Consider the following 17,130-nt stretch of genomic DNA (forward strand, 5'->3'; position numbering starts at 1 on the left):
AAGCCTTACAGCGCCGATGGTACTGCAGGGGGGACCCTGTGGGAGAGTAGGACGCCGCCGAACAATTCTTGAGAAAACCCCGCACCTCACGGTGCGGGGTTTTCTGCGTTTGTCGTCGGTTTACTGTCGAGGTATGCGCTACGACCTGGTTATCTTCGACAACGACGGCGTCCTCGTCGACAGCGAGCCCCTCTCCAACCGGCTCCTGGCGGCCTACCTCACGGAACTGGGCCACCCCACGACATACGAGGACTCCATCCGCGACTACATGGGGTCCGCCATGCACCGCGTCCACGATCTCCTGCTCGAGCGCACGGGGCAGCGGCTGCCGGAGGACTTCGACACGGTCTTCCACCGACGGGTGTTCGCCGCCTTCGAGCGGGAGCTGCAGCCGGTGGACGGCGTCGTGGACGTCCTGGAGAAGCTGGCCGCGGACGGAGTGCCGTACTGCGTGGCCTCCTCGGGAAGTCATGAGCGGATCCGGGTGGGGCACAGGAAAACCGGGCTGGACGGATGGTTCGGCGAGGGGCGCGTCTTCAGCTCGGAGGACGTCGGACGGGGCAAGCCGGCACCGGATCTCTTCCTGTACGCGGCCAGGACCATGGGAGTGCCGGCCGAGCGGTGTGTGGTCGTCGAGGACAGCCCGCTCGGGGTCCAGGCGGCCGTCGCGGCCGGGATGGACGTGTACGGGTTCACGGCCATGACGCCCGCCGACAGACTCGCCCGGGCCACCGGGCACTTCACGGACATGCGGGAACTCGTCAGCCTGATCGCTTGCTGATCAGTTGTCGATCAACTGACCTGGCGAGTTGAGGGACCCTCAACTTTCTCCCGCTCTCCCCCTGTCTCCGCACGCACCCGGGCTCTACTCTGTCCCGCCATGACGCATGTGCTGCGGCGCGGCCGGGCCTCGCTCGCGTTCGGCTTCTTCGCTCAGGGTGTCGCGTTCGCGTTGCTGGTGACGCGGATTCCGGCCATTCAGGACCGGTACGGGGTGTCCGACGCGCTGCTGCCCGCCTTCCTGGCCGCCGTGCCGGTGCTGGCCGGCGTGGGCAGCGTCGTCACCGAGCGGCTGGTACGGCGGGTACGTCCCAGCCGGCTGCTGCGCTGGTCCCAGCCCGTGGTGCTGCTGGCGCTGCTGGGCGTGGGGGCGGGTGACCGGATGGCCGCCCTGGCTGTCGCGCTCGCCGCGTTCGGCCTGGCCGTCGGTGCGCTGGACGCGTCGATGAACATGCTCGGGGTGAGTCTGCAGCGGACGTACGGGCGCAGCATCATGCTCGGCTTCCACGCGGCCTACAGCCTGGGCGGGATCGTGGGAGCCTCGCTGGCCTGGGCGGGCGCGCACTGGGAGCTGGCGCTGTGGGTGTCGTACCTGCCGGTCGTGCTGGTGCTGCTGCCGGCGGCGCTGGTGGGCAGCCGGTGGTACGTCGACGGAGAGACGGACCGGATGGACCGGACGGACCGGACGGACCGGACGGACCCGGGGACGCAGACCACCGGAGAGTCTCAGACCACCGGAGAGTCTCAGACCACCGGAGAGCCTCAGACCACCGGGGAGCCTCAGACCGCCGCAGAATCGGGGCCGGTGGTCTTCAAGCTGCTGCTGCCCCTCTGCCTGGTGATGACCTTCGCGTACATCGGTGACTCGACGGTCTCCAACTGGAGCGCGAAGTACGTGCAGGACGCGCTGGGGGGTTCGGAGCAGCTGGCGACGGTCCCGTACAACGTGTACATGGTGACCACGCTGCTGGGGCGGGCCGTCGGGGACATCGGGGTACGGCGGTTCGGGGCCGTGGCGGTCGTGCGGGCGGGGGCGTTGGTGGCCGCGCTCGGGTTCGCGGTGGTGGCCGGGGCGCCGGGGGCCTGGGTGGGGATGCTCGGGTTCACGCTGCTGGGTCTGGGGCTGTGCGTACTGGTGCCGCAGACGTTCGCGGCGGCGGGGCGGCTGTTCCCGGGGGCGTCCGACACGGCCGTGGCGCGGCTGAACGTCTTCAACTATGTGGGTTTTCTGATCGGTTCGCCGTTGGTGGGAGCGTTGGGGGACGCGTGGAGCTACCGCGGCGCCATGCTCGTACCGATGGCTCTGGTGCTGGTGACGCTGGTGTACGCCCGCTCGTTCGCGTCCCAGACCGACCGGTACGGTGGCGGGCATGAGCGGCCGCGCACAGCTGATGTGGGACGAGGCAGTAACGGGCTATGACTTCGGCCCGCAGCACCCGATGGACCCGGTCCGGCTCGCCCTGACCCGGAGCCTGGTCGGCGCCCTCGGGCTCGACCGGGAGATGGAGCTCGTCGCGGCGAAGCCCGCCGGGGAGTCGACCCTGCGGCTCGTGCACCGTGAGGACTACGTGGCGGCGGTCAAGGCCGCCTCCGCCGATCCCGGGTCGGCCGACGGGTCGTACGGTTTGGGCACCCTGGACGACCCCGCCTTCGCCGGTATGCACGAGGCGTCCGCGCTCATCGCGGGGCAGTCGGTGGGGGCCGCCGAGGCGGTGTGGCGGGGCGACGCGCTGCACGCGGTGAACTTCGCGGGCGGGCTGCACCACGCGATGCCGGGCGGCGCCTCCGGGTTCTGTGTGTACAACGACGCGTCGCTGGCCATCGCGCGGCTGCTGGAACTCGGCGCCGATCGCGTGGCGTACGTGGATGTCGACGTCCACCACGGGGACGGGGTCCAGGCGGCGTTCTGGGAGGACCCGCGGGTCCTCACGATCTCCCTGCACGAGCACCCGCGGACGCTGTTCCCGCAGACCGGATGGCCGGAGGAGACGGGAGCGGACCACGCCGAGGGCTCGGCGGTCAACGTGGCCCTGCCCGCGGGCACCGGCGACGCCGGATGGCTGCGGGCGTTCCACGCCGTCGTGCCCGAACTGCTCGCCGACTTCCGGCCACAGGTACTGGTCACCCAGCACGGCGCCGACACGCACTTCGAGGACCCGCTGGCGCACCTCGCGGTGTCGCTGGACGCGCAGCGGGCCGTACAGCTGGCCTGCCACGACCTGGCGCACGAGCACGCCGACGGCCGGTGGATCGCCCTGGGCGGCGGCGGATACGCGGTGGTGGACGTCGTACCGCGGTCGTGGACGCATCTCGTGGCGATCGCGGCGGGCCGGCCGGTCGAGCCGACGACGGTGATCCCCGAGGCATGGCGGCAGGAAGTCTTCGCCCGCACCCGTCAGTTGGCGCCCGCGCGGATGACCGACGGCCGGTGGCCGGTGTCCTGGGCGGACTGGGAGCTCGGGTACGACCCCGCGGACCGGCTGGACCAGGCCGTGCTGGCGGCACGGCGGTCGGTGTTCCCGCTGCGGGGCCTGCTGGCCTAGCCGGACTGCGGGACCGGGAGACGACCGGGGGGTGGCGGGAGGCGGCCGCGAGACGACCGGGTGCTAGGCCGACCGTGCGGTGTTTCCCCGATTCCGAGGTGATGCCCGGGGCCGTACGTCACCATCGGCCCTGTGTTGAGCACCGGAGCGCTGCGGGCCCATCTGCTGGCCGTACGGCTTGCGGGGACCGTCGCCACCACACGTGAGAAAAGCCTGCGCAGCTATCGGCTGTTCGCGGCCCGGGATCCGCGGGTACTGATCGGTATCAACCCCGAACATCAGTGGGGTCAGACGGATCTGATCCGGTTGATGGCGGAGAAGTGTGGAGTTTCGGACGATCCCAGCGTCACTTCTGGGCTGGATGTGATCGATCCGGAGCGGACGCTGAGCGGGCTGCACGCCTTCGCGGAACGGCTCGCGGACGCCGTCCGGCGCGGGGCGCCGGTGCTCCTCGGCACCGGGCATCCGCACCGACTGCTCGGCTTCTACGGCGCGCTCGCAGACGCCTTGTCGGCGGCGGGATGTGAGGTTCTCACCCCTGCGATGGGTGAACGTGTCGACATAACGACCCGGTTCGGTCTACGTACGTACAACCTCGACTACGTACGAAGAGTCGCGCTGGTACGCGAACCCGGCGCTCGGAGCACGGGTTGCGGAACGGGCGCGCACACACATTCACCGCTCCCCGTACGTACGGTTCTGGACGCTGCCGCGAGACGGGGCGGACCGCTGCCGGAGCTGGTCATCGGGGACCACGGATGGGTCTGCGGCGCAGGTCAGCTGGGGTGCGAGGCCATTGGCCTGGGGGATACGGACGACCCCGCGCTCTTCGTCGGACAGGCAGAGGGGCGGGTGTCCGTCGTCGTTCCGGTAGATGACGCTGTGCGATCTGATTACTACCGACCGCTGACCCGCTACGTACTCAATCGGGCGTGTCTGTCACAGTAAGCCGCCGATGCCATCCCCTCTTCCCCACTCGCATCACCCGCCCCTAATCTGGGGAGTGAGCGCGCAACGACGAAGAGTCACCGGAAGGGGAAGCCGGTGGCCGTCGAGTGCGGAAGGTTCAGGTGTGTCATGGCTGCAGCTGGCGAGAGGCCTCTGAACGAGGTTCAGTTCCTGACCGTGGCGGAAGTCGCCTCGGTGATGCGAGTGTCGAAGATGACCGTGTACCGGCTGGTGCACAGCGGTCATCTGCCGGCGATCCGGGTGGGGAGGTCATTCCGGGTTCCGGAGCAAGCGGTTCACGAGTACCTCCGCGAGAGCTATGTGGGGGTGGAGACGGCCTGACGGTCTTCGAGGGGCCGGGGCTCTCCGGAGGTCCCGCGGGACGCCCGGATCATCCTCGGCCCCCCTCGATTACGAGCTCAGCGCTCGGGCGGGTAGGCTAGCCCCTCGTAGGTCGTGTGGGCCCATGGCGCCCAGCACCGAGTGATGAGAAGTGAGCGAGGGTAGTCGTGGGCTCTGTTATCAAGAAGCGGCGCAAGCGGATGGCCAAGAAGAAGCACCGCAAGCTGCTCAAGCGCACCCGCGTTCAGCGTCGCAACAAGAAGTAAGGCCCGCACCGGGGGTCTGACCTCCGGAAAGTGTGCCTTGCGACTCTTGGCGAGCGCCGCGAACAGCGCGCTCTGTGGCCCCCCACCAGCTCTGGTGGGGGGCCACAGTCGTACCCGTGGGGGCCACGGTCGTACTCGGCCGCCGCGGCGCGCGTGGCGGCGGCGGGGCGCACGACCGGCCAGCGAGTGGCCGGGTCCGATCGGACGTGCGGTCCCGCCGTCACTTCATGCATCTGGCAGTCATCACAGCGCAACAACAACCCGCTAACGTGGCCGCACACGGGGAACGCGGCAGAGTACGGGCAGCGGCACTCAGTGCTGCATCCACGCTATCCACGCTGTATCGACGTCTGGAAGTGAGGCGCTGATCTTGGGCAAGGTCGTACTCGTGACCGGGGTGGCCCGTCAGCTGGGGGGCCGGTTCGTACGACGGATCCAGCGTGACCCCCAGGTCGAGCGGGTGATCGCCGTGGACGCGATGCCGCCGGAGCACCACCTGGGCGGCGCGGACTTCGTACAGGCCGACATAAGGCAGCCCACGATCGGGCGGGTGCTGGCCGAGCACGACGTGGACACCGTCGTGCACATGGACGTCACGGGCACCCCGCTGGGCAGCGGCAGCCGGACCTCGGTCAAGGAGACCAACGTCATCGGCACCATGCAGCTGCTGGGGGCCTGCCAGAAGTCCCCGGCCGTCAAGCGGCTGGTGGTCAAGTCCAGCACGAACGTCTACGGGTCGGCGCCGCGCGACCCGGCCGTGTTCACCGAGACCACTCCGCCCAAGTCCCTGCCCAGCGGAGGTTTCGCCAAGGACACCGTCGAGGTCGAGGGGTACGTCCGCGGGTTCGCGCGCCGCCGGCCCGACGTGTCCGTGTGCGTGCTGAGGTTCGCGAACATCCTCGGGCCGAGCGCGGACTCGCCGCTCGCCTCGTACTTCTCGCTGCCGGTGCTGCCGACCGTGCTGGGCTACGACCCGCGGCTGCAGTTCGTGCACGAGGACGACGTGATCGAGGTGCTGCGGATCGCCTCGCACGAGCCCGAGCGCGGCACGCTCAACAGCGGGACGTTCAACGTCGCGGGGGACGGCGTGCTGCTGCTGTCGCAGTGCGCCCGGCGGCTCGGCCGGCCCACGGTGCCGTTGCTGATGCCGGCCGTCAGCTGGCTGGGGTCGGCCGTGCGTACGCTGGGCGTGACGGACTTCTCGCCGGAGCAGTTGAGGTTGCTGACCCATGGACGGGTCGTGGCGACGAACCAGATGCGGGAGACGCTGGGCTACCGGCCGAAGTACACGACGGCGGAGACGTTCGCGGACTACGCCCGCAGCCGCGGCCCCGGGCTGCTGCCGCCGGAGACCCTCACCAGGGCCGTCGACCGCCTCGCCGCACTGCCCGCCCTGGGCGGAGGCCACCCCCCGACGCAGAGCGCCAACTGAGGAGCGCATCAACAATGGCGGATGCCAAGGTCATTCCGTTCGACGACGACCGGTCGCGCGCCGGTGCCGTACAGCGCCCGCCGCGCCGCCGGACCGCGGGGAGCCGGCGCAAGGGCGAGCCCGCGGTCGTCCGTGAGGTCGAGCCCCTGCCCAAGCGGTTGCCCGGGCAGGATGATGTCCCTGTGACGCATGAGCAGCCGGAGCCGCCGCAGCGGCCCGACCGGGCCCAGGAGGGCGGCCTGGAGCGCCGTATCGCCGGCGGGCTGGCCTTCCTGCGCAAGCGCCTCACGGGCGACTACGAGGTCGACGACTTCGGTTACGACGCCGAGCTCACCGACCAGGTCCTGATGTCCCTGCTGCGACCGCTGTTCGACAAGTACTTCCGGGTCGAGGTGAAGGGCATCGAGAACGTTCCGTCCGAGGGCGGGGCGCTGATCGTCGCCAACCACTCCGGGACGCTGCCGCTGGACGGCCTGATGATGCAGGTCGCCGTGCACGACCACCACCCGGCGGGCCGGCATCTGCGGCTGCTGGCAGCCGATCTGGTGTTCGTGCTGCCGGTGGTGAACGAGCTGGCCCGCAAGTTCGGGAACACCCTCGCCTGTGCGGAGGACGCCGAACGGCTGCTGGTGCGGGGAGAACTGGTCGGGGTGATGCCGGAAGGGTTCAAGGGCATCGGCAAGCCGTTCAGCGAGCGGTACAAGCTCCAGCGGTTCGGGCGGGGCGGCTTCGTGTCGACCGCGCTGCGGCAGGGCACGCCGATCGTCCCGTGCTCGATCGTGGGCGCCGAGGAGATCTACCCGATGCTCGGCAACGCCAAGACGCTGGCGCGGCTGCTGGGCTTCCCGTATTTCCCGATCACGCCGACGTTCCCGTGGCTGGGTCCGCTGGGGGCGGTGCCGCTGCCGACGAAGTGGACGATCCAGTTCGGTGAGCCGATCCCCACGGACGGCTATCCGCCGGAGGCCGCCGACGACCCGATGCTGATGTTCAATCTGACGGACCAGGTCAGGGAGCAGATCCAGCACACGCTGTACAAGCTGCTGGTGCAGCGGCGGTCGGTGTTCTTCTGACCTCGTCGTGGCCTCGCCGCGTCGTCGAGGTCCTCGCGTACGGCGGTGGGGGCGCCCCTCGCCGAAGGGGCGCCCCCACCGCCGTACGCAGGGAGCTACTCGGTGTCCTGGCCGTCGATGCCGAGGTCGGGCAGCAGGCCCGGGAGGATCGGCGGCAGGGTGACGTCCGGCTCCTCGGACGGGGTGCTCTTGCCCGCCGACGGGGAGGAACTGGTGGCGTCCTCCTTCGGCGGGTCCAGCAGGCCGCCCGTGGTGCCACCGAGCAGCCCTTCGCTGTCGCTGTCGCCGCCGGACTGTGAGGCGGACGGCTGCGGGGTGTCGCCGCCGCTGTGGTGGCCGCTTTCGGGGGAGTCGCCGTCGCTGGGGGCCGGGCGGTCGCCGGTCTCCGTGGAACTGGTGGAACCGGGGCCCGTGCCGCGCTGCCGTCCGTCACCGCTCTGGGCCGGGGCCTGGGGCAGCAGCGACTGGAGCGGGGCCACCTCGTCGTCTATGGCGTCGAACACCGACGACACCTGCTGACTGACGTCCCCGAGCTGCACGGGGAGCCTGTCGCGCAGTGCCCCCCAGGTGCCGCGGTGGGAGCTGGAGAAGGCGGAGAGGGCCTGGATGGGGTCCAAGGAGTCCGGGTCGTGCTCGTAGGCCTCGCGGAGCAGGCGGTGGCCCTCCTCCGCGTCGTGGCGCATGCCGTTCAGGGCGCGGCGGATCTCGCCGAGGTCCTCGTGGTCGAGGTCGCGCGCGCGGTCGCGCTCCATGAGCCGGCGGGCCTCGCCGAGCCGGGTGGACGCCTGGTCGAGGTAGAGCCGGCCGCGGTCCGTGCTGTCGTCGGCCATGGTCAGTTTGAAGTCCTCGATGCCGCGCTTGAGGCCGTACAGCGAGTCACCGGGGAGGGCGTCGGAGCTGGCGGCGGCGACACCGCCGAAGGCTCCCGCCGCCACACCGACGCTGAGCCCGCCCGCGGCGAGCCCCTTGCTCAGCCGGGAACGGGGGCGCAGCTTTCCCAACGGGCTCGCCCGGCGCGTGCCCCGCGCCCGATGGCTCCCCTTCTGCGGGGGAACCGAAGGGTCCGCCGCCTCCTGGCCCGCGGTGCCCTCCTGGAGCATGGCCTCCATCGCGGCCACGAGCCGGGCTCGCTGGACGACCTTCACTTCGGGGTCGAGCTCCGGCTTGGGCAGCCCGCCCAGGCCCGTCGCGAGGGCCAGCAGACGGCCCTGCTCGGTCCGTTCCGCAGCCGCCGGGGCCGGGACGTCGGGCTGCTCGGCCACCGTGTCCCGGTCGGACAGCTCCTCCAGAGCCTGGGCGAAGGCGTTCGCCCGCCGGTGCGCCGATACGTTCGCGATCACTGGCGGCACCTCCTCTCGTCGTGACGGTCGACTCCCCAGGGGTTCCTGAGGGTTGCACACCCCCGACCACTTCCACACGATCGAGTGATCGATGTCGGCCAAGGTGTGACCATAGGGAGCCTGCATCCCGCACAACGAGCGGCGCGGCACTTGGGTTACGGACGACGAATGACGGAACTGGGGAGTCAACATGCGTTAACGCAAAGTGAGTTACGCGTCGCTGACCGTGTGCGTGAACAGGTCCCGGTGCTGCGGGGGCGATGCGCGGTGAGACGGTTCGCCGGCTCGGTGTGCGGAAGGCGGGGAGAGCGGTGGAGCGGCGACGTTCAGCGGGCGTCTTCGGGCAGCAGCCGGGCGAGAGTGCGCACGGCGCGGTACTGGAGAGTTTTGATCGCGCCCTCGTTCTTGCCCATCACGCGGGCCGTCTCGGCGACGGAGAGGCCCTGCAGGAAGCGGAGGGTGACGCACTCCTGCTGCTGGGGGTTGAGGCGCCGGACGGCGTCGAGGAGCGCGGCGTTGGAGAGGGACTCCAGCACGGAGTCCTCGGGGGAGCGCTCGACCTCGTTGGCGTCGAGCATCTCGCCGGTGGTGACCTCGAGCCGGAAGCGGCTCGACTTGAAGTGGTCGGCGACCAGATTGCGGGCGATGGTGACCAGCCAGGCGCCGAAGTCGCGCCCTTGCCAGGTGAACGTCCCGATGCGGCGCAGGGCCCGCAGAAAGGTCTCGCTGGTGAGGTCCTCGGCGGTCGCCTTGCCTCCCACCCGGTAATAGATGTAGCGGTACACGGTGTCGCTGTACTGGTCGTACAGCCGCCCGAACGCGTCCGCCTCGCCGGCCTGGGCGCGCTCCACGAGGTCCATCATCCGGGCGCTGTCGCTGTCCGCGGCAGGGCGGCGAGCGGTGGCGGCCGAGCCGCCGCGGCCGCGTCTGGTGACGTCACCCGACCTCCGCCCCGCGACGGCGGCGCTGCGGGCTCCCTGTTCGATACCGTCGGCGAGCGCGTAGCACGGGCGGACGGGGGCAGCGGGCGCGGCGAGTGCGGGGACGGCGTACGCGGTGGGGACGAAGTCGCGCAACAATCCCAGGACCGTTGCGCGCAGCGTAGCCAGGCCCGAGGCGTCAACCCCGACGTGTGGGTACACGGGACTCCCAGAGGCAGAGCTTGCATCACGTGCAGTACGGGACCGTTCACCCGTCGTGGCGACGGAGGGGTACCGGATTGCGTCTGAGGAGAATAACGCTTCGTGCAGGCCCTGCTACACCCAGTTGCCTAAATCGTCGATTACGTCGCGTCTGTTATCGATTGACGCACGTTCAAGTGCCGGTTGGTGTCCACTTGTTGCTCGGATAAGTCCACGTTGGGCATCGCTCAAAGGCGTGTTGTGCCCGGGTGCGGAGAGCGCGACGGGGGTGGGCACGTCGGGCGCGGGGAGTGACGCATGTGTGTCCGGAGGGACGGTGTGAGGGCTCGCGGACGGGTCAGCGGCGACGGCGGTGCAGGGCGATCGCCGCCGCGGTGCCGCCCGCCACCGCACCCACCCCGGCCGCCGCCGGCAGGCCGACCTTGGCCGCCTTGCGGGCCGTACGGTAGTCGCGCAGCCGCCAGTCGAACTCGCGCGCGTGCTTGCGCAGCTTGCTGTCCGGGTTGATCGCGTAGGGGTGGCCGACCAGGGACAGCATCGGGATGTCGTTGTGGGAGTCGCTGTACGCCGCGCAGCGCGTCAGGTCCAGGCCCTCCGCCGACGCCAGCGCGCGGACCGCCTCCGCCTTGGCCGGTCCGTGCAGCGGCTCGCCGACCAGCTTGCCCGTGTAGACGCCGTCGACCGACTCCGCGACGGTGCCCAGGGCGCCCGTCAGGCCGAGACGGCGGGCGATCACCGTGGCGATCTCCACGGGGGCCGCCGTGACGAGCCACACCTTCTGGCCCGCGTCGAGGTGCGCCTGGGCCAGCGCGCGGGTTCCCGGCCAGATGCGCTCGGCCATGTACTCGTCGTAGATCTCCTCGCCGATCGTCATCAGCTCGGCCACCCGGTGGCCCTTGACGATCGACAGGGCGGAGTCGCGCGCGTCCTGCATGTGCTCGGGGTCCTCGACCCCGGCCAGCCGGAACCACGCCTGCTGCCAGGCGAACCGGGCGAGGTCGCGGGTCTCGAAGAACTTCCGCTTGTACAGGCCCCGGCCGAAGTGGAACAGCGCGGCACCCTGCATGACGGTGTTGTCGAGGTCGAAGAAGGCGGCGGCCTTGTCGTCGCCGTGGACGGGGAACTGCGGCTCGAGATCGCCGGTCAGTTCCTGGTCCTGCGAGGTCTTCCGGGCTGCCTCCGCCGAGGCCTCGCCTGCCAATACGCTCCGCGCCGTGGCGGAGCGCCTACGGGGGGTGAGCCATCCGAGAGCGGCCATGACGGTGAGCATAGCCAGTCCGTTCGGTGCTTCCGGAGCGGAGAGGTTCCGAGGCTGTGAACACTCCGCGGCCGAGTCGTCGAGGAAGTGAGCCGCTCGGTGCGCGGGCGCACGGAGACGGCAGGTTGCGGGCTCGGGCGCGAGCCGGGGCGCGGGGGTTCCCTGTGGATGCCGCGGCGCGAGAATGGCCGACATGAGTCCCATCTTCCGGCGCGCCGACCGCCGTAGCACGGAGCAGAAAACCGCACCTCAGGAGGCTCTTGAGTTGCGAGAGTCACACGGAGCCCGGGAGGCCGGGCAGCTCGTCACCCTGATCGGGAAGCCCGGATGCCACCTGTGCGAGGACGCCCAGGCCGTGGTCGAGAAGGTCTGCGGGGAGCTCGGAGTCCCCTGGGAGGGCAAGGACATCACTCAGGACGAGGAGCTGCACCGGGCGTACTGGGAACAGATTCCGGTCGTCCTGGTGAACGGCAAGCAGCACACGTTCTGGCGTGTGAACGAGGAGCGGCTGCGCGCGGCACTGACTCAGTAGTCCAAAGAGAACCGGCAGGTCGCTTAGGATCGACGGCGGATTGGTCTCGGGGGCGTGGATCGTTGAGGGAAGTGTGCGGTTTTGCCCCCAGTAACTGAGGAACGACGGCGCGCACGCTTCGGTTCCCTGAAAACGCGCCGGGAGTGCGTGAGCCCGGTCACGTTGGGCGGGCAAATCGGACACCATCTTTGTGCACGCGTTCACAAAGACATAGCCTGCTGTCGACGGGGCGGTCTGGGGACGTATGACCGCCTGCAGCCCCGCTCTACCCGCAGGAGCACCGTGGCAACTGGCCGAACTCACCGACCGGCGACCCGCAGCCGAGGGATTCCCGAGGCCACCGTCGCCCGGCTTCCGCTGTACCTCCGCGCCCTGACCGCGCTCTCGGAGCGCTCGGTGCCCACCGTCTCCTCCGAGGAGCTCGCGGCCGCGGCCGGGGTCAACTCCGCGAAGCTGCGCAAGGACTTCTCGTACCTGGGCTCCTACGGGACACGTGGGGTCGGTTACGACGTCGAGTATCTCGTGTACCAGATCTCCCGTGAACTGGGCCTCACCCAGGACTGGCCGGTTGTGATCGTCGGTATCGGCAACCTCGGCGCCGCGCTCGCCAACTACGGCGGGTTCGCGTCCCGTGGTTTCCGTGTCGCGGCGCTGATCGACGCGGATCCGGCGATGTCCGGCAAGCCCGTCGCGGGCATTCCCGTCCAGCACACGGACGACCTGGAATCGATCATCGCCGAGAACGGTGTCTCGATCGGTGTCATCGCCACGCCCGCCGGCGCCGCCCAGCAGGTCTGCGACCGGCTCGTGGCCGCCGGGGTCACCTCCATCCTGAACTTCGCGCCGACCGTGCTGTCCGTACCGGACGGCGTCGACGTGCGCAAGGTCGACCTCTCCATCGAGCTGCAGATCCTCGCCTTCCACGAGCAGCGCAAGGCCGGTGAGGAGGCCGCCGGGGAGCCCGGTGCCGTCCTCCAGGCGCGCAAGGAGTCCGGAAAGGGACCCGACGGGGACGTCCCCGCCGTGATGCCGGCATGAGTCTCCTCGTCGTCGGACTGAGCCACCGCAGTGCCCCGGTCAGCGTGCTGGAGCGGGCCGCGCTGTCCCAGGACACCCAGATCAAGTTGCTTCAGGACACGGTCGCCGCCGAGCCGGCCACCGAGGCCACGCTGCTCGCCACCTGCAACCGCATCGAGCTCTACGCCGACGTGGACAAGTTCCACGCCGGTGTCGCCGAGCTGTCCACGCTGCTCGCCCAGCACAGCGGGGTCGGGCTGGACGAGCTCACCCCCTACCTGTACGTGCACTACGAGGACCGCGCGGTCCACCACCTGTTCTCCGTGGCCTGCGGCCTGGACTCGATGGTGGTCGGCGAGGGCCAGATCCTCGGCCAGCTCAAGGACAGCCTCGCCAAGGCGCAGAACCTGCACACGGCCGGGCGGCTGCTGAACGATCTGTTCCAGCAGGGCCTCAGAGTCGGCAAGCGCGCCCACTCCGAGACCGGCATCGACCGCGCGGGCCAGTCCCTGGTCACCTTCGGCCTGGAGCAGCTCGCGGACGGCGGCGACGTCGAGGCCTGGGCCCGCGGCAAGCGCGCCCTCGTGATCGGCGCGGGCTCCATGTCCTCGCTGGCCGCGGCGACGCTCGCGCGCGCGGGTGTGGCCGAGATCGTCATCGCCAACCGGACGTACGACCGCGCCGAGCGCCTCGCCCAGATCCTCACGGAGCAGGACGGAACGGACGTCGTCGCCCGTGCGGTACGGATGGACGCGGTTGCGGACGAACTGACACGTGCCGACGTCGCGGTGTCCTGCACGGGCGCCACGGGCCTGGTCCTGACGGCCGAGGCGGTCGCGGCGGCGGTCGAGGGCCGGGTCGCGGAGGTCTCCGCCGAGCCGTCGGCCCCGGACGCCGCGTCCGCGCGTACGGTCCCGGCTCCCCAGCGCACCGCGCGCGAGGAGACGCCGCTGCCGCCCACCTCGGTCGGGACCGAGGACGGCTGCCCGCTCGACCTGCCGGCCGCGCAGGGCGGTTTCTCCCTGCTCGGCGAGGACGCGGTGGCCGGTATGGACGCGGCCACGCTGGAGCAGCACGCGGCCTGGGTGGACAACGGGACGGTCGACCGGCGCGAGAGCCGTACGGTGTCCGGCGCCGACGCCGAGCTGATCACCGCGCTCGCCGCCACCGCCTCCGTCACCGGCCGGGTGCCCGAGCGGCGCCGGCCCGAGCCCGTCGCCGTGCTGCCCCGGCCCGAGCCCGTGCTCGCGCTCCTGGACCTGGCGATGCCCCGCGACATCGACGCGGCCGTGCACCGGCTGGCCGGGGTGCGGCTGGTCGACATCGAGTCGCTGGCCGAGGCCTCCGCCGACGCGCCGATGGCCTCCGACGTCGACCAGGTGCGGCGCATCGTCTCCGACGAGGTGGCCGCCTTCGGCGCCGCCCAGCGGGCCGCGCACATCACGCCCACCGTCGTGGCGCTGCGCACCATGGCCGCCGACGTCGTCGCGGGCGAGATGGCGCGGCTGGAGGGCCGCCTGCCGGGCCTCGACGACAAGCACCGCAGCGAGATCACGCAGACCGTACGGCGCGTGGTCGACAAACTGCTGCACGCGCCGACCGTACGGGTCAAGCAGCTCGCCGCCGAACCCGGTGGCGCCGGGTACGCCGACGCGCTGCGCACCCTGTTCGACCTGGATCAGGAGACGGTCGCCGCCGTCTCGCGGGCCGACACCGAGACCGAGAACGACCGACACGCCGAGAACCGAGGGCGAGCATGAGTGAGCAGCAGGCACCGGCACTGAGGCTCGGGACCAGGCGGAGCAAGCTCGCCATGGCCCAGTCCGGTCACGTGGCGGAGGCGGTGCGCCGGGTGACCGGGCGGCCCGTCGAGCTCGTGGAGATCACGACGTACGGCGACACCTCCCGCGAGCACCTCGCGCAGATCGGCGGCACCGGCGTCTTCGTCGCGGCGCTGCGCGACGCGCTGCTGCGCGGCGAGGTCGACTTCGCCGTGCACTCCCTGAAGGACCTGCCCACCGCACAGCACCCCGACCTGGTGCTGGCCGCGGTGCCGGTGCGCGAGGACGCGCGTGACGTCCTCGTCGCCCGCGACGGGCTGCGCTTCGACGAGCTGCCCGAGGGCGCGCGCGTCGGCACCGGCTCGCCGCGCCGCATGGCCCAGCTCAACGCGTACGCCCGCAGCCACGGCCGCACCATCGAGACCGTGCCGATCCGCGGGAACATCGACACCCGCGTCGGATACGTCCAGAGCGGCGAGCTGGACGCCGTCGTCCTCGCCGCCGCCGGACTGAACCGGATCGACCGGATCGACGAGGTGACCGACTTCCTGTCGGTCGACACAGTTTTGCCCGCCCCCGGCCAGGGGGCCCTGGCGGTCGAGTGCGCTGCGGACAACGCAGACCTCGTCGCCGCGCTCGCCGAGCTCGACGACCCGTTCACGCGGGCCGCCGTGACCGCCGAGCGGTCTCTTCTCGCCGCCTTGGAGGCCGGCTGCAGCGCACCCGTGGGCGCGCTCGCCGACCTCCAGGCCGACGGGCAGATTGCCAAGGAAATGCGCCTGCGCGGCGTCGTCGGTACCACCGACGGCTCGACGCTGGTGCAGCTGTCCACCACCGGTCCCGTGCCCGAGACGCACGACCAGGCGATGGCGCTCGGCCGCGAACTCGCGGCCGAGATGCTCGCCAAGGGCGCGGCCGGTCTGATGGGGGAGCGAGCACATTGAGCCCCACCACCCTTCCCGCCGGTCCGGACCACGGTCACGTCACCTTCCTCGGTGCCGGACCCGGGGATCCGGGACTGCTCACACTGCGCGCCGTAGAGGCGCTGGCCAGCGCGGACGTCCTCGTCGGCGAGCACGAGGTGCTCGACGTCGTCCGCGCGCACGCCCGGGCAGGCGTTGCCGTCCTTGACACCGCCGCCGGGAACTCTTCGGATCTGTTCCCGGGCACGGGCACGCCTCAGCTGGCGGTAGTTGACGGCTCGTCAAAAACCGCTGGTGTCCCCGCGTCGAGGGACGCGGCCAATCTTGTCATGGAGGCCGCGCGGGGCGGCAAGCGGGTCGTCCGTGCGGTGACCGGGGACCCCGGACTCGACACCTACGCGGCCGGGGAGATGCTCGCGTGCGCCGCCGCGGGCGTGCCGTTCGAGGTGGTGCCCGGCATCGCGTCCGCCGTGGGCGTGCCCGCGTACGCGGGTGTGCCGCTGCGGGACGCGCAGGGCGCCGACGTACGGTTCGTGGACGCCCGCACCGCCTCCGACCGCTGCTGGACGGAGGTGGGCGCCTCGGACGGCACGGTCGTCGTCTCGACGACGCTGGACTCCGTCGCGGCCGCGGCCGGCGAGCTGGTGTCGGCGGGCCGCAAGCCGGACACCCCCCTCACGGTCACGATCGGCGGTACGACGACCCGGCAGCGCACCTGGACCGCGACCCTCGGCTCCATCGCGCAGACGCTGAAGCAGGCGAAGGTGCTGCCCTCGCCGGACGGCGGGCGCCCGGTGATAGCCGTGGTCGGTGAGCGGTCCTCCGCCGCGCAGCGCGACCAGCTCTCGTGGTTCGAGTCCAAGCCGCTGTTCGGCTGGAAGGTGCTCGTCCCGCGGACGAAGGAGCAGGCGGCGTCGCTCTCCGACCAGCTGAGGTCCTACGGGGCCGTCCCGCACGAGGTCCCGACGATCGCCGTCGAGCCCCCGCGCACGCCCCAGCAGATGGAGCGCGCGGTCAAGGGCCTGGTGACGGGCCGGTACGAGTGGATCGCCTTCACCTCGGTGAACGCGGTCAAGGCCGTACGGGAGAAGTTCGAGGAGTACGGGCTCGACGCGCGTGCCTTCGCGGGCATCAAGGTCGCGGCGGTGGGCGAGCAGACGGCGAAGGCCCTGATCTCCTTCGGTGTGAAGCCGGACCTGGTGCCGAGCGGCGAGCAGTCGGCCGCCGGCCTGCTGGAGGACTGGCCGCCGTACGACCCGGTCTTCGACCCGATCGACCGGGTGTTCCTGCCGCGTGCCGACATCGCCACGGAGACCCTGGTCGCCGGGCTGATCGAGCTGGGCTGGGAGGTCGACGACGTCACGGCGTACCGCACCGTGCGGGCGTCGCCGCCGCCGGCCGAGACGCGGGAGGCCATCAAGGGCGGTGGCTTCGACGCGGTGCTGTTCACGTCGTCGAGCACGGTGCGGAACCTGGTGGGCATCGCCGGCAAGCCGCACAACGTGACCGTCATCGCGTGTATCGGTCCCGCGACGGCCAAGACCGCCGAGGAGCACGGGCTGCGCGTCGACGTCATGGCCCCCGAGCCGTCCGTGCACAAGCTGGCGGAGGCGCTGGCCGACTTCGGGCTGCGGCGGCGCGCTGCCGCGCTGGAGGCCGGGGACCCGGTGACGCGGCCGAGCGAGCGGCGGCCGGGGTCGCGGCGGAGGCGGTCGACGACGACCTGATCGGTCACGCGTTCGCTGCCGGCTGG

16 protein-coding genes are annotated in these 17,130 nt (G+C 71.1%); 13 read left to right on the top strand and 3 right to left on the bottom strand.

Going from position 1 to position 17,130, the window contains the following annotated elements; genetic code table 11:
- Positions 1 to 133: 133 nt before the first annotated feature.
- The 8 genes from IE242_RS18635 to IE242_RS18670 all read left to right on the top strand — a co-directional run bounded on the left by IE242_RS18635 (position 134) and on the right by IE242_RS18670 (position 7,384).
- Complete coding sequence (locus IE242_RS18635; RefSeq protein WP_189860687.1) at positions 134 to 781, top strand: HAD family hydrolase; 648 nt, start codon at positions 134 to 136, stop codon at positions 779 to 781.
- Between the two features lie 99 nt (positions 782 to 880).
- The gene (locus IE242_RS18640) at positions 881 to 2,200 is read left to right on the top strand and encodes an MFS transporter (RefSeq protein ID WP_189860689.1); all 1,320 of its coding nucleotides are present in this window, start codon (positions 881 to 883) and stop codon (positions 2,198 to 2,200) included.
- Complete coding sequence (locus tag IE242_RS18645) at positions 2,151 to 3,323, top strand: acetoin utilization protein AcuC (RefSeq protein ID WP_189860691.1); 1,173 nt, start codon at positions 2,151 to 2,153, stop codon at positions 3,321 to 3,323. Before IE242_RS18640 ends, IE242_RS18645 begins: the two co-directional genes overlap by 50 nt.
- Before the next feature lie 132 nt (positions 3,324 to 3,455).
- Positions 3,456 to 4,271: a phosphatase gene (locus IE242_RS18650; RefSeq protein WP_189860693.1), complete on the top strand. Its 816-nt coding sequence runs from the start codon at positions 3,456 to 3,458 to the stop codon at positions 4,269 to 4,271.
- A 129-nt stretch (positions 4,272 to 4,400) separates the two neighbouring features.
- Positions 4,401 to 4,613 carry a helix-turn-helix domain-containing protein gene (locus IE242_RS18655; RefSeq protein WP_004984898.1) on the top strand — a complete coding sequence of 71 codons (213 nt, stop codon included), beginning with the start codon at positions 4,401 to 4,403 and terminating at the stop codon, positions 4,611 to 4,613.
- 167 nt (positions 4,614 to 4,780) lie between these two features.
- Positions 4,781 to 4,879, top strand: coding sequence for a 30S ribosomal protein bS22 (locus IE242_RS18660; protein WP_003948845.1), 99 nt, complete (start codon positions 4,781 to 4,783; stop codon positions 4,877 to 4,879).
- Between the two features lie 370 nt (positions 4,880 to 5,249).
- On the top strand, positions 5,250 to 6,311 hold the full coding sequence (locus IE242_RS18665) for an NAD-dependent epimerase/dehydratase family protein (RefSeq protein WP_189860695.1): 1,062 nt from the start codon (positions 5,250 to 5,252) through the stop codon (positions 6,309 to 6,311).
- Positions 6,312 to 6,325: 14 nt separating this feature from the next.
- On the top strand, positions 6,326 to 7,384 hold the full coding sequence (locus IE242_RS18670; protein ID WP_189860697.1) for a lysophospholipid acyltransferase family protein: 1,059 nt from the start codon (positions 6,326 to 6,328) through the stop codon (positions 7,382 to 7,384).
- 95 nt (positions 7,385 to 7,479) lie between these two features.
- Here IE242_RS18670 and IE242_RS18675 read toward each other — a convergent pair whose 3' ends face one another.
- The 3 genes from IE242_RS18675 to IE242_RS18685 form a co-directional block, all read right to left on the bottom strand.
- Positions 7,480 to 8,724, bottom strand: a complete 1,245-nt coding sequence (locus tag IE242_RS18675; protein WP_189860699.1) for a DUF5667 domain-containing protein — start codon at positions 8,722 to 8,724, stop codon at positions 7,480 to 7,482.
- A 326-nt stretch (positions 8,725 to 9,050) separates the two neighbouring features.
- Complete coding sequence (locus tag IE242_RS18680; protein ID WP_189860701.1) at positions 9,051 to 9,866, bottom strand: ECF subfamily RNA polymerase sigma factor, BldN family; 816 nt, start codon at positions 9,864 to 9,866, stop codon at positions 9,051 to 9,053.
- Between the two features lie 337 nt (positions 9,867 to 10,203).
- Positions 10,204 to 11,124, bottom strand: a complete 921-nt coding sequence (locus IE242_RS18685) for an HAD family hydrolase (RefSeq protein WP_189860703.1) — start codon at positions 11,122 to 11,124, stop codon at positions 10,204 to 10,206.
- Between the two features lie 184 nt (positions 11,125 to 11,308).
- Here IE242_RS18685 and IE242_RS18690 point away from each other — a divergent pair, with 184 nt between their 5' ends.
- From IE242_RS18690 to IE242_RS18710, 5 genes are all read left to right on the top strand, one after another.
- Positions 11,309 to 11,656: a glutaredoxin family protein gene (locus tag IE242_RS18690; RefSeq protein WP_373299537.1), complete on the top strand. Its 348-nt coding sequence runs from the start codon at positions 11,309 to 11,311 to the stop codon at positions 11,654 to 11,656.
- 282 nt (positions 11,657 to 11,938) lie between these two features.
- A complete protein-coding gene (locus tag IE242_RS18695; RefSeq protein ID WP_189860707.1) occupies positions 11,939 to 12,694 on the top strand; it encodes a redox-sensing transcriptional repressor Rex in 756 nt (251 codons plus the stop codon).
- A complete protein-coding gene (locus tag IE242_RS18700) occupies positions 12,691 to 14,433 on the top strand; it encodes a glutamyl-tRNA reductase (protein WP_189860709.1) in 1,743 nt (580 codons plus the stop codon). Before IE242_RS18695 ends, IE242_RS18700 begins: the two co-directional genes overlap by 4 nt.
- On the top strand, positions 14,430 to 15,398 hold the full coding sequence (gene hemC / locus IE242_RS18705; RefSeq protein WP_189860711.1) for a hydroxymethylbilane synthase: 969 nt from the start codon (positions 14,430 to 14,432) through the stop codon (positions 15,396 to 15,398). The genes IE242_RS18700 and hemC overlap by 4 nt, the downstream gene beginning before the upstream one ends.
- Positions 15,395 to 17,104 (top strand): bifunctional uroporphyrinogen-III C-methyltransferase/uroporphyrinogen-III synthase, encoded by a 1,710-nt coding sequence (locus tag IE242_RS18710; RefSeq protein WP_189860713.1) that lies wholly within the window; start codon positions 15,395 to 15,397, stop codon positions 17,102 to 17,104. The genes hemC and IE242_RS18710 overlap by 4 nt, the downstream gene beginning before the upstream one ends.
- The last annotated feature ends 26 nt before the right edge of the window (positions 17,105 to 17,130 follow it).

Source organism: Streptomyces poonensis (assembly GCF_014650915.1).
Taxonomy (GTDB): domain Bacteria; phylum Actinomycetota; class Actinomycetes; order Streptomycetales; family Streptomycetaceae; genus Streptomyces; species Streptomyces poonensis.

What these genes read in the sequence shown, in the direction of transcription:
- IE242_RS18635 (WP_189860687.1), top strand. Translation starts at nt 134, where the DNA reads ATGCGCTACGACCTGGTTATCTTCGACAACGACGGCGTCCTCGTCGAC.
- IE242_RS18640 (WP_189860689.1), top strand. Translation starts at nt 881, where the DNA reads ATGACGCATGTGCTGCGGCGCGGCCGGGCCTCGCTCGCGTTCGGCTTC.
- IE242_RS18645 (WP_189860691.1), top strand. Translation starts at nt 2,151, where the DNA reads ATGAGCGGCCGCGCACAGCTGATGTGGGACGAGGCAGTAACGGGCTAT.
- IE242_RS18655 (WP_004984898.1), top strand. Translation starts at nt 4,401, where the DNA reads ATGGCTGCAGCTGGCGAGAGGCCTCTGAACGAGGTTCAGTTCCTGACC.
- IE242_RS18670 (WP_189860697.1), top strand. Translation starts at nt 6,326, where the DNA reads ATGGCGGATGCCAAGGTCATTCCGTTCGACGACGACCGGTCGCGCGCC.
- IE242_RS18685 (WP_189860703.1), bottom strand. Translation starts at nt 11,124, where the DNA reads ATGGCCGCTCTCGGATGGCTCACCCCCCGTAGGCGCTCCGCCACGGCG.
- IE242_RS18690 (WP_373299537.1), top strand. Translation starts at nt 11,309, where the DNA reads ATGGCCGACATGAGTCCCATCTTCCGGCGCGCCGACCGCCGTAGCACG.
- IE242_RS18700 (WP_189860709.1), top strand. Translation starts at nt 12,691, where the DNA reads ATGAGTCTCCTCGTCGTCGGACTGAGCCACCGCAGTGCCCCGGTCAGC.
- hemC (WP_189860711.1), top strand. Translation starts at nt 14,430, where the DNA reads ATGAGTGAGCAGCAGGCACCGGCACTGAGGCTCGGGACCAGGCGGAGC.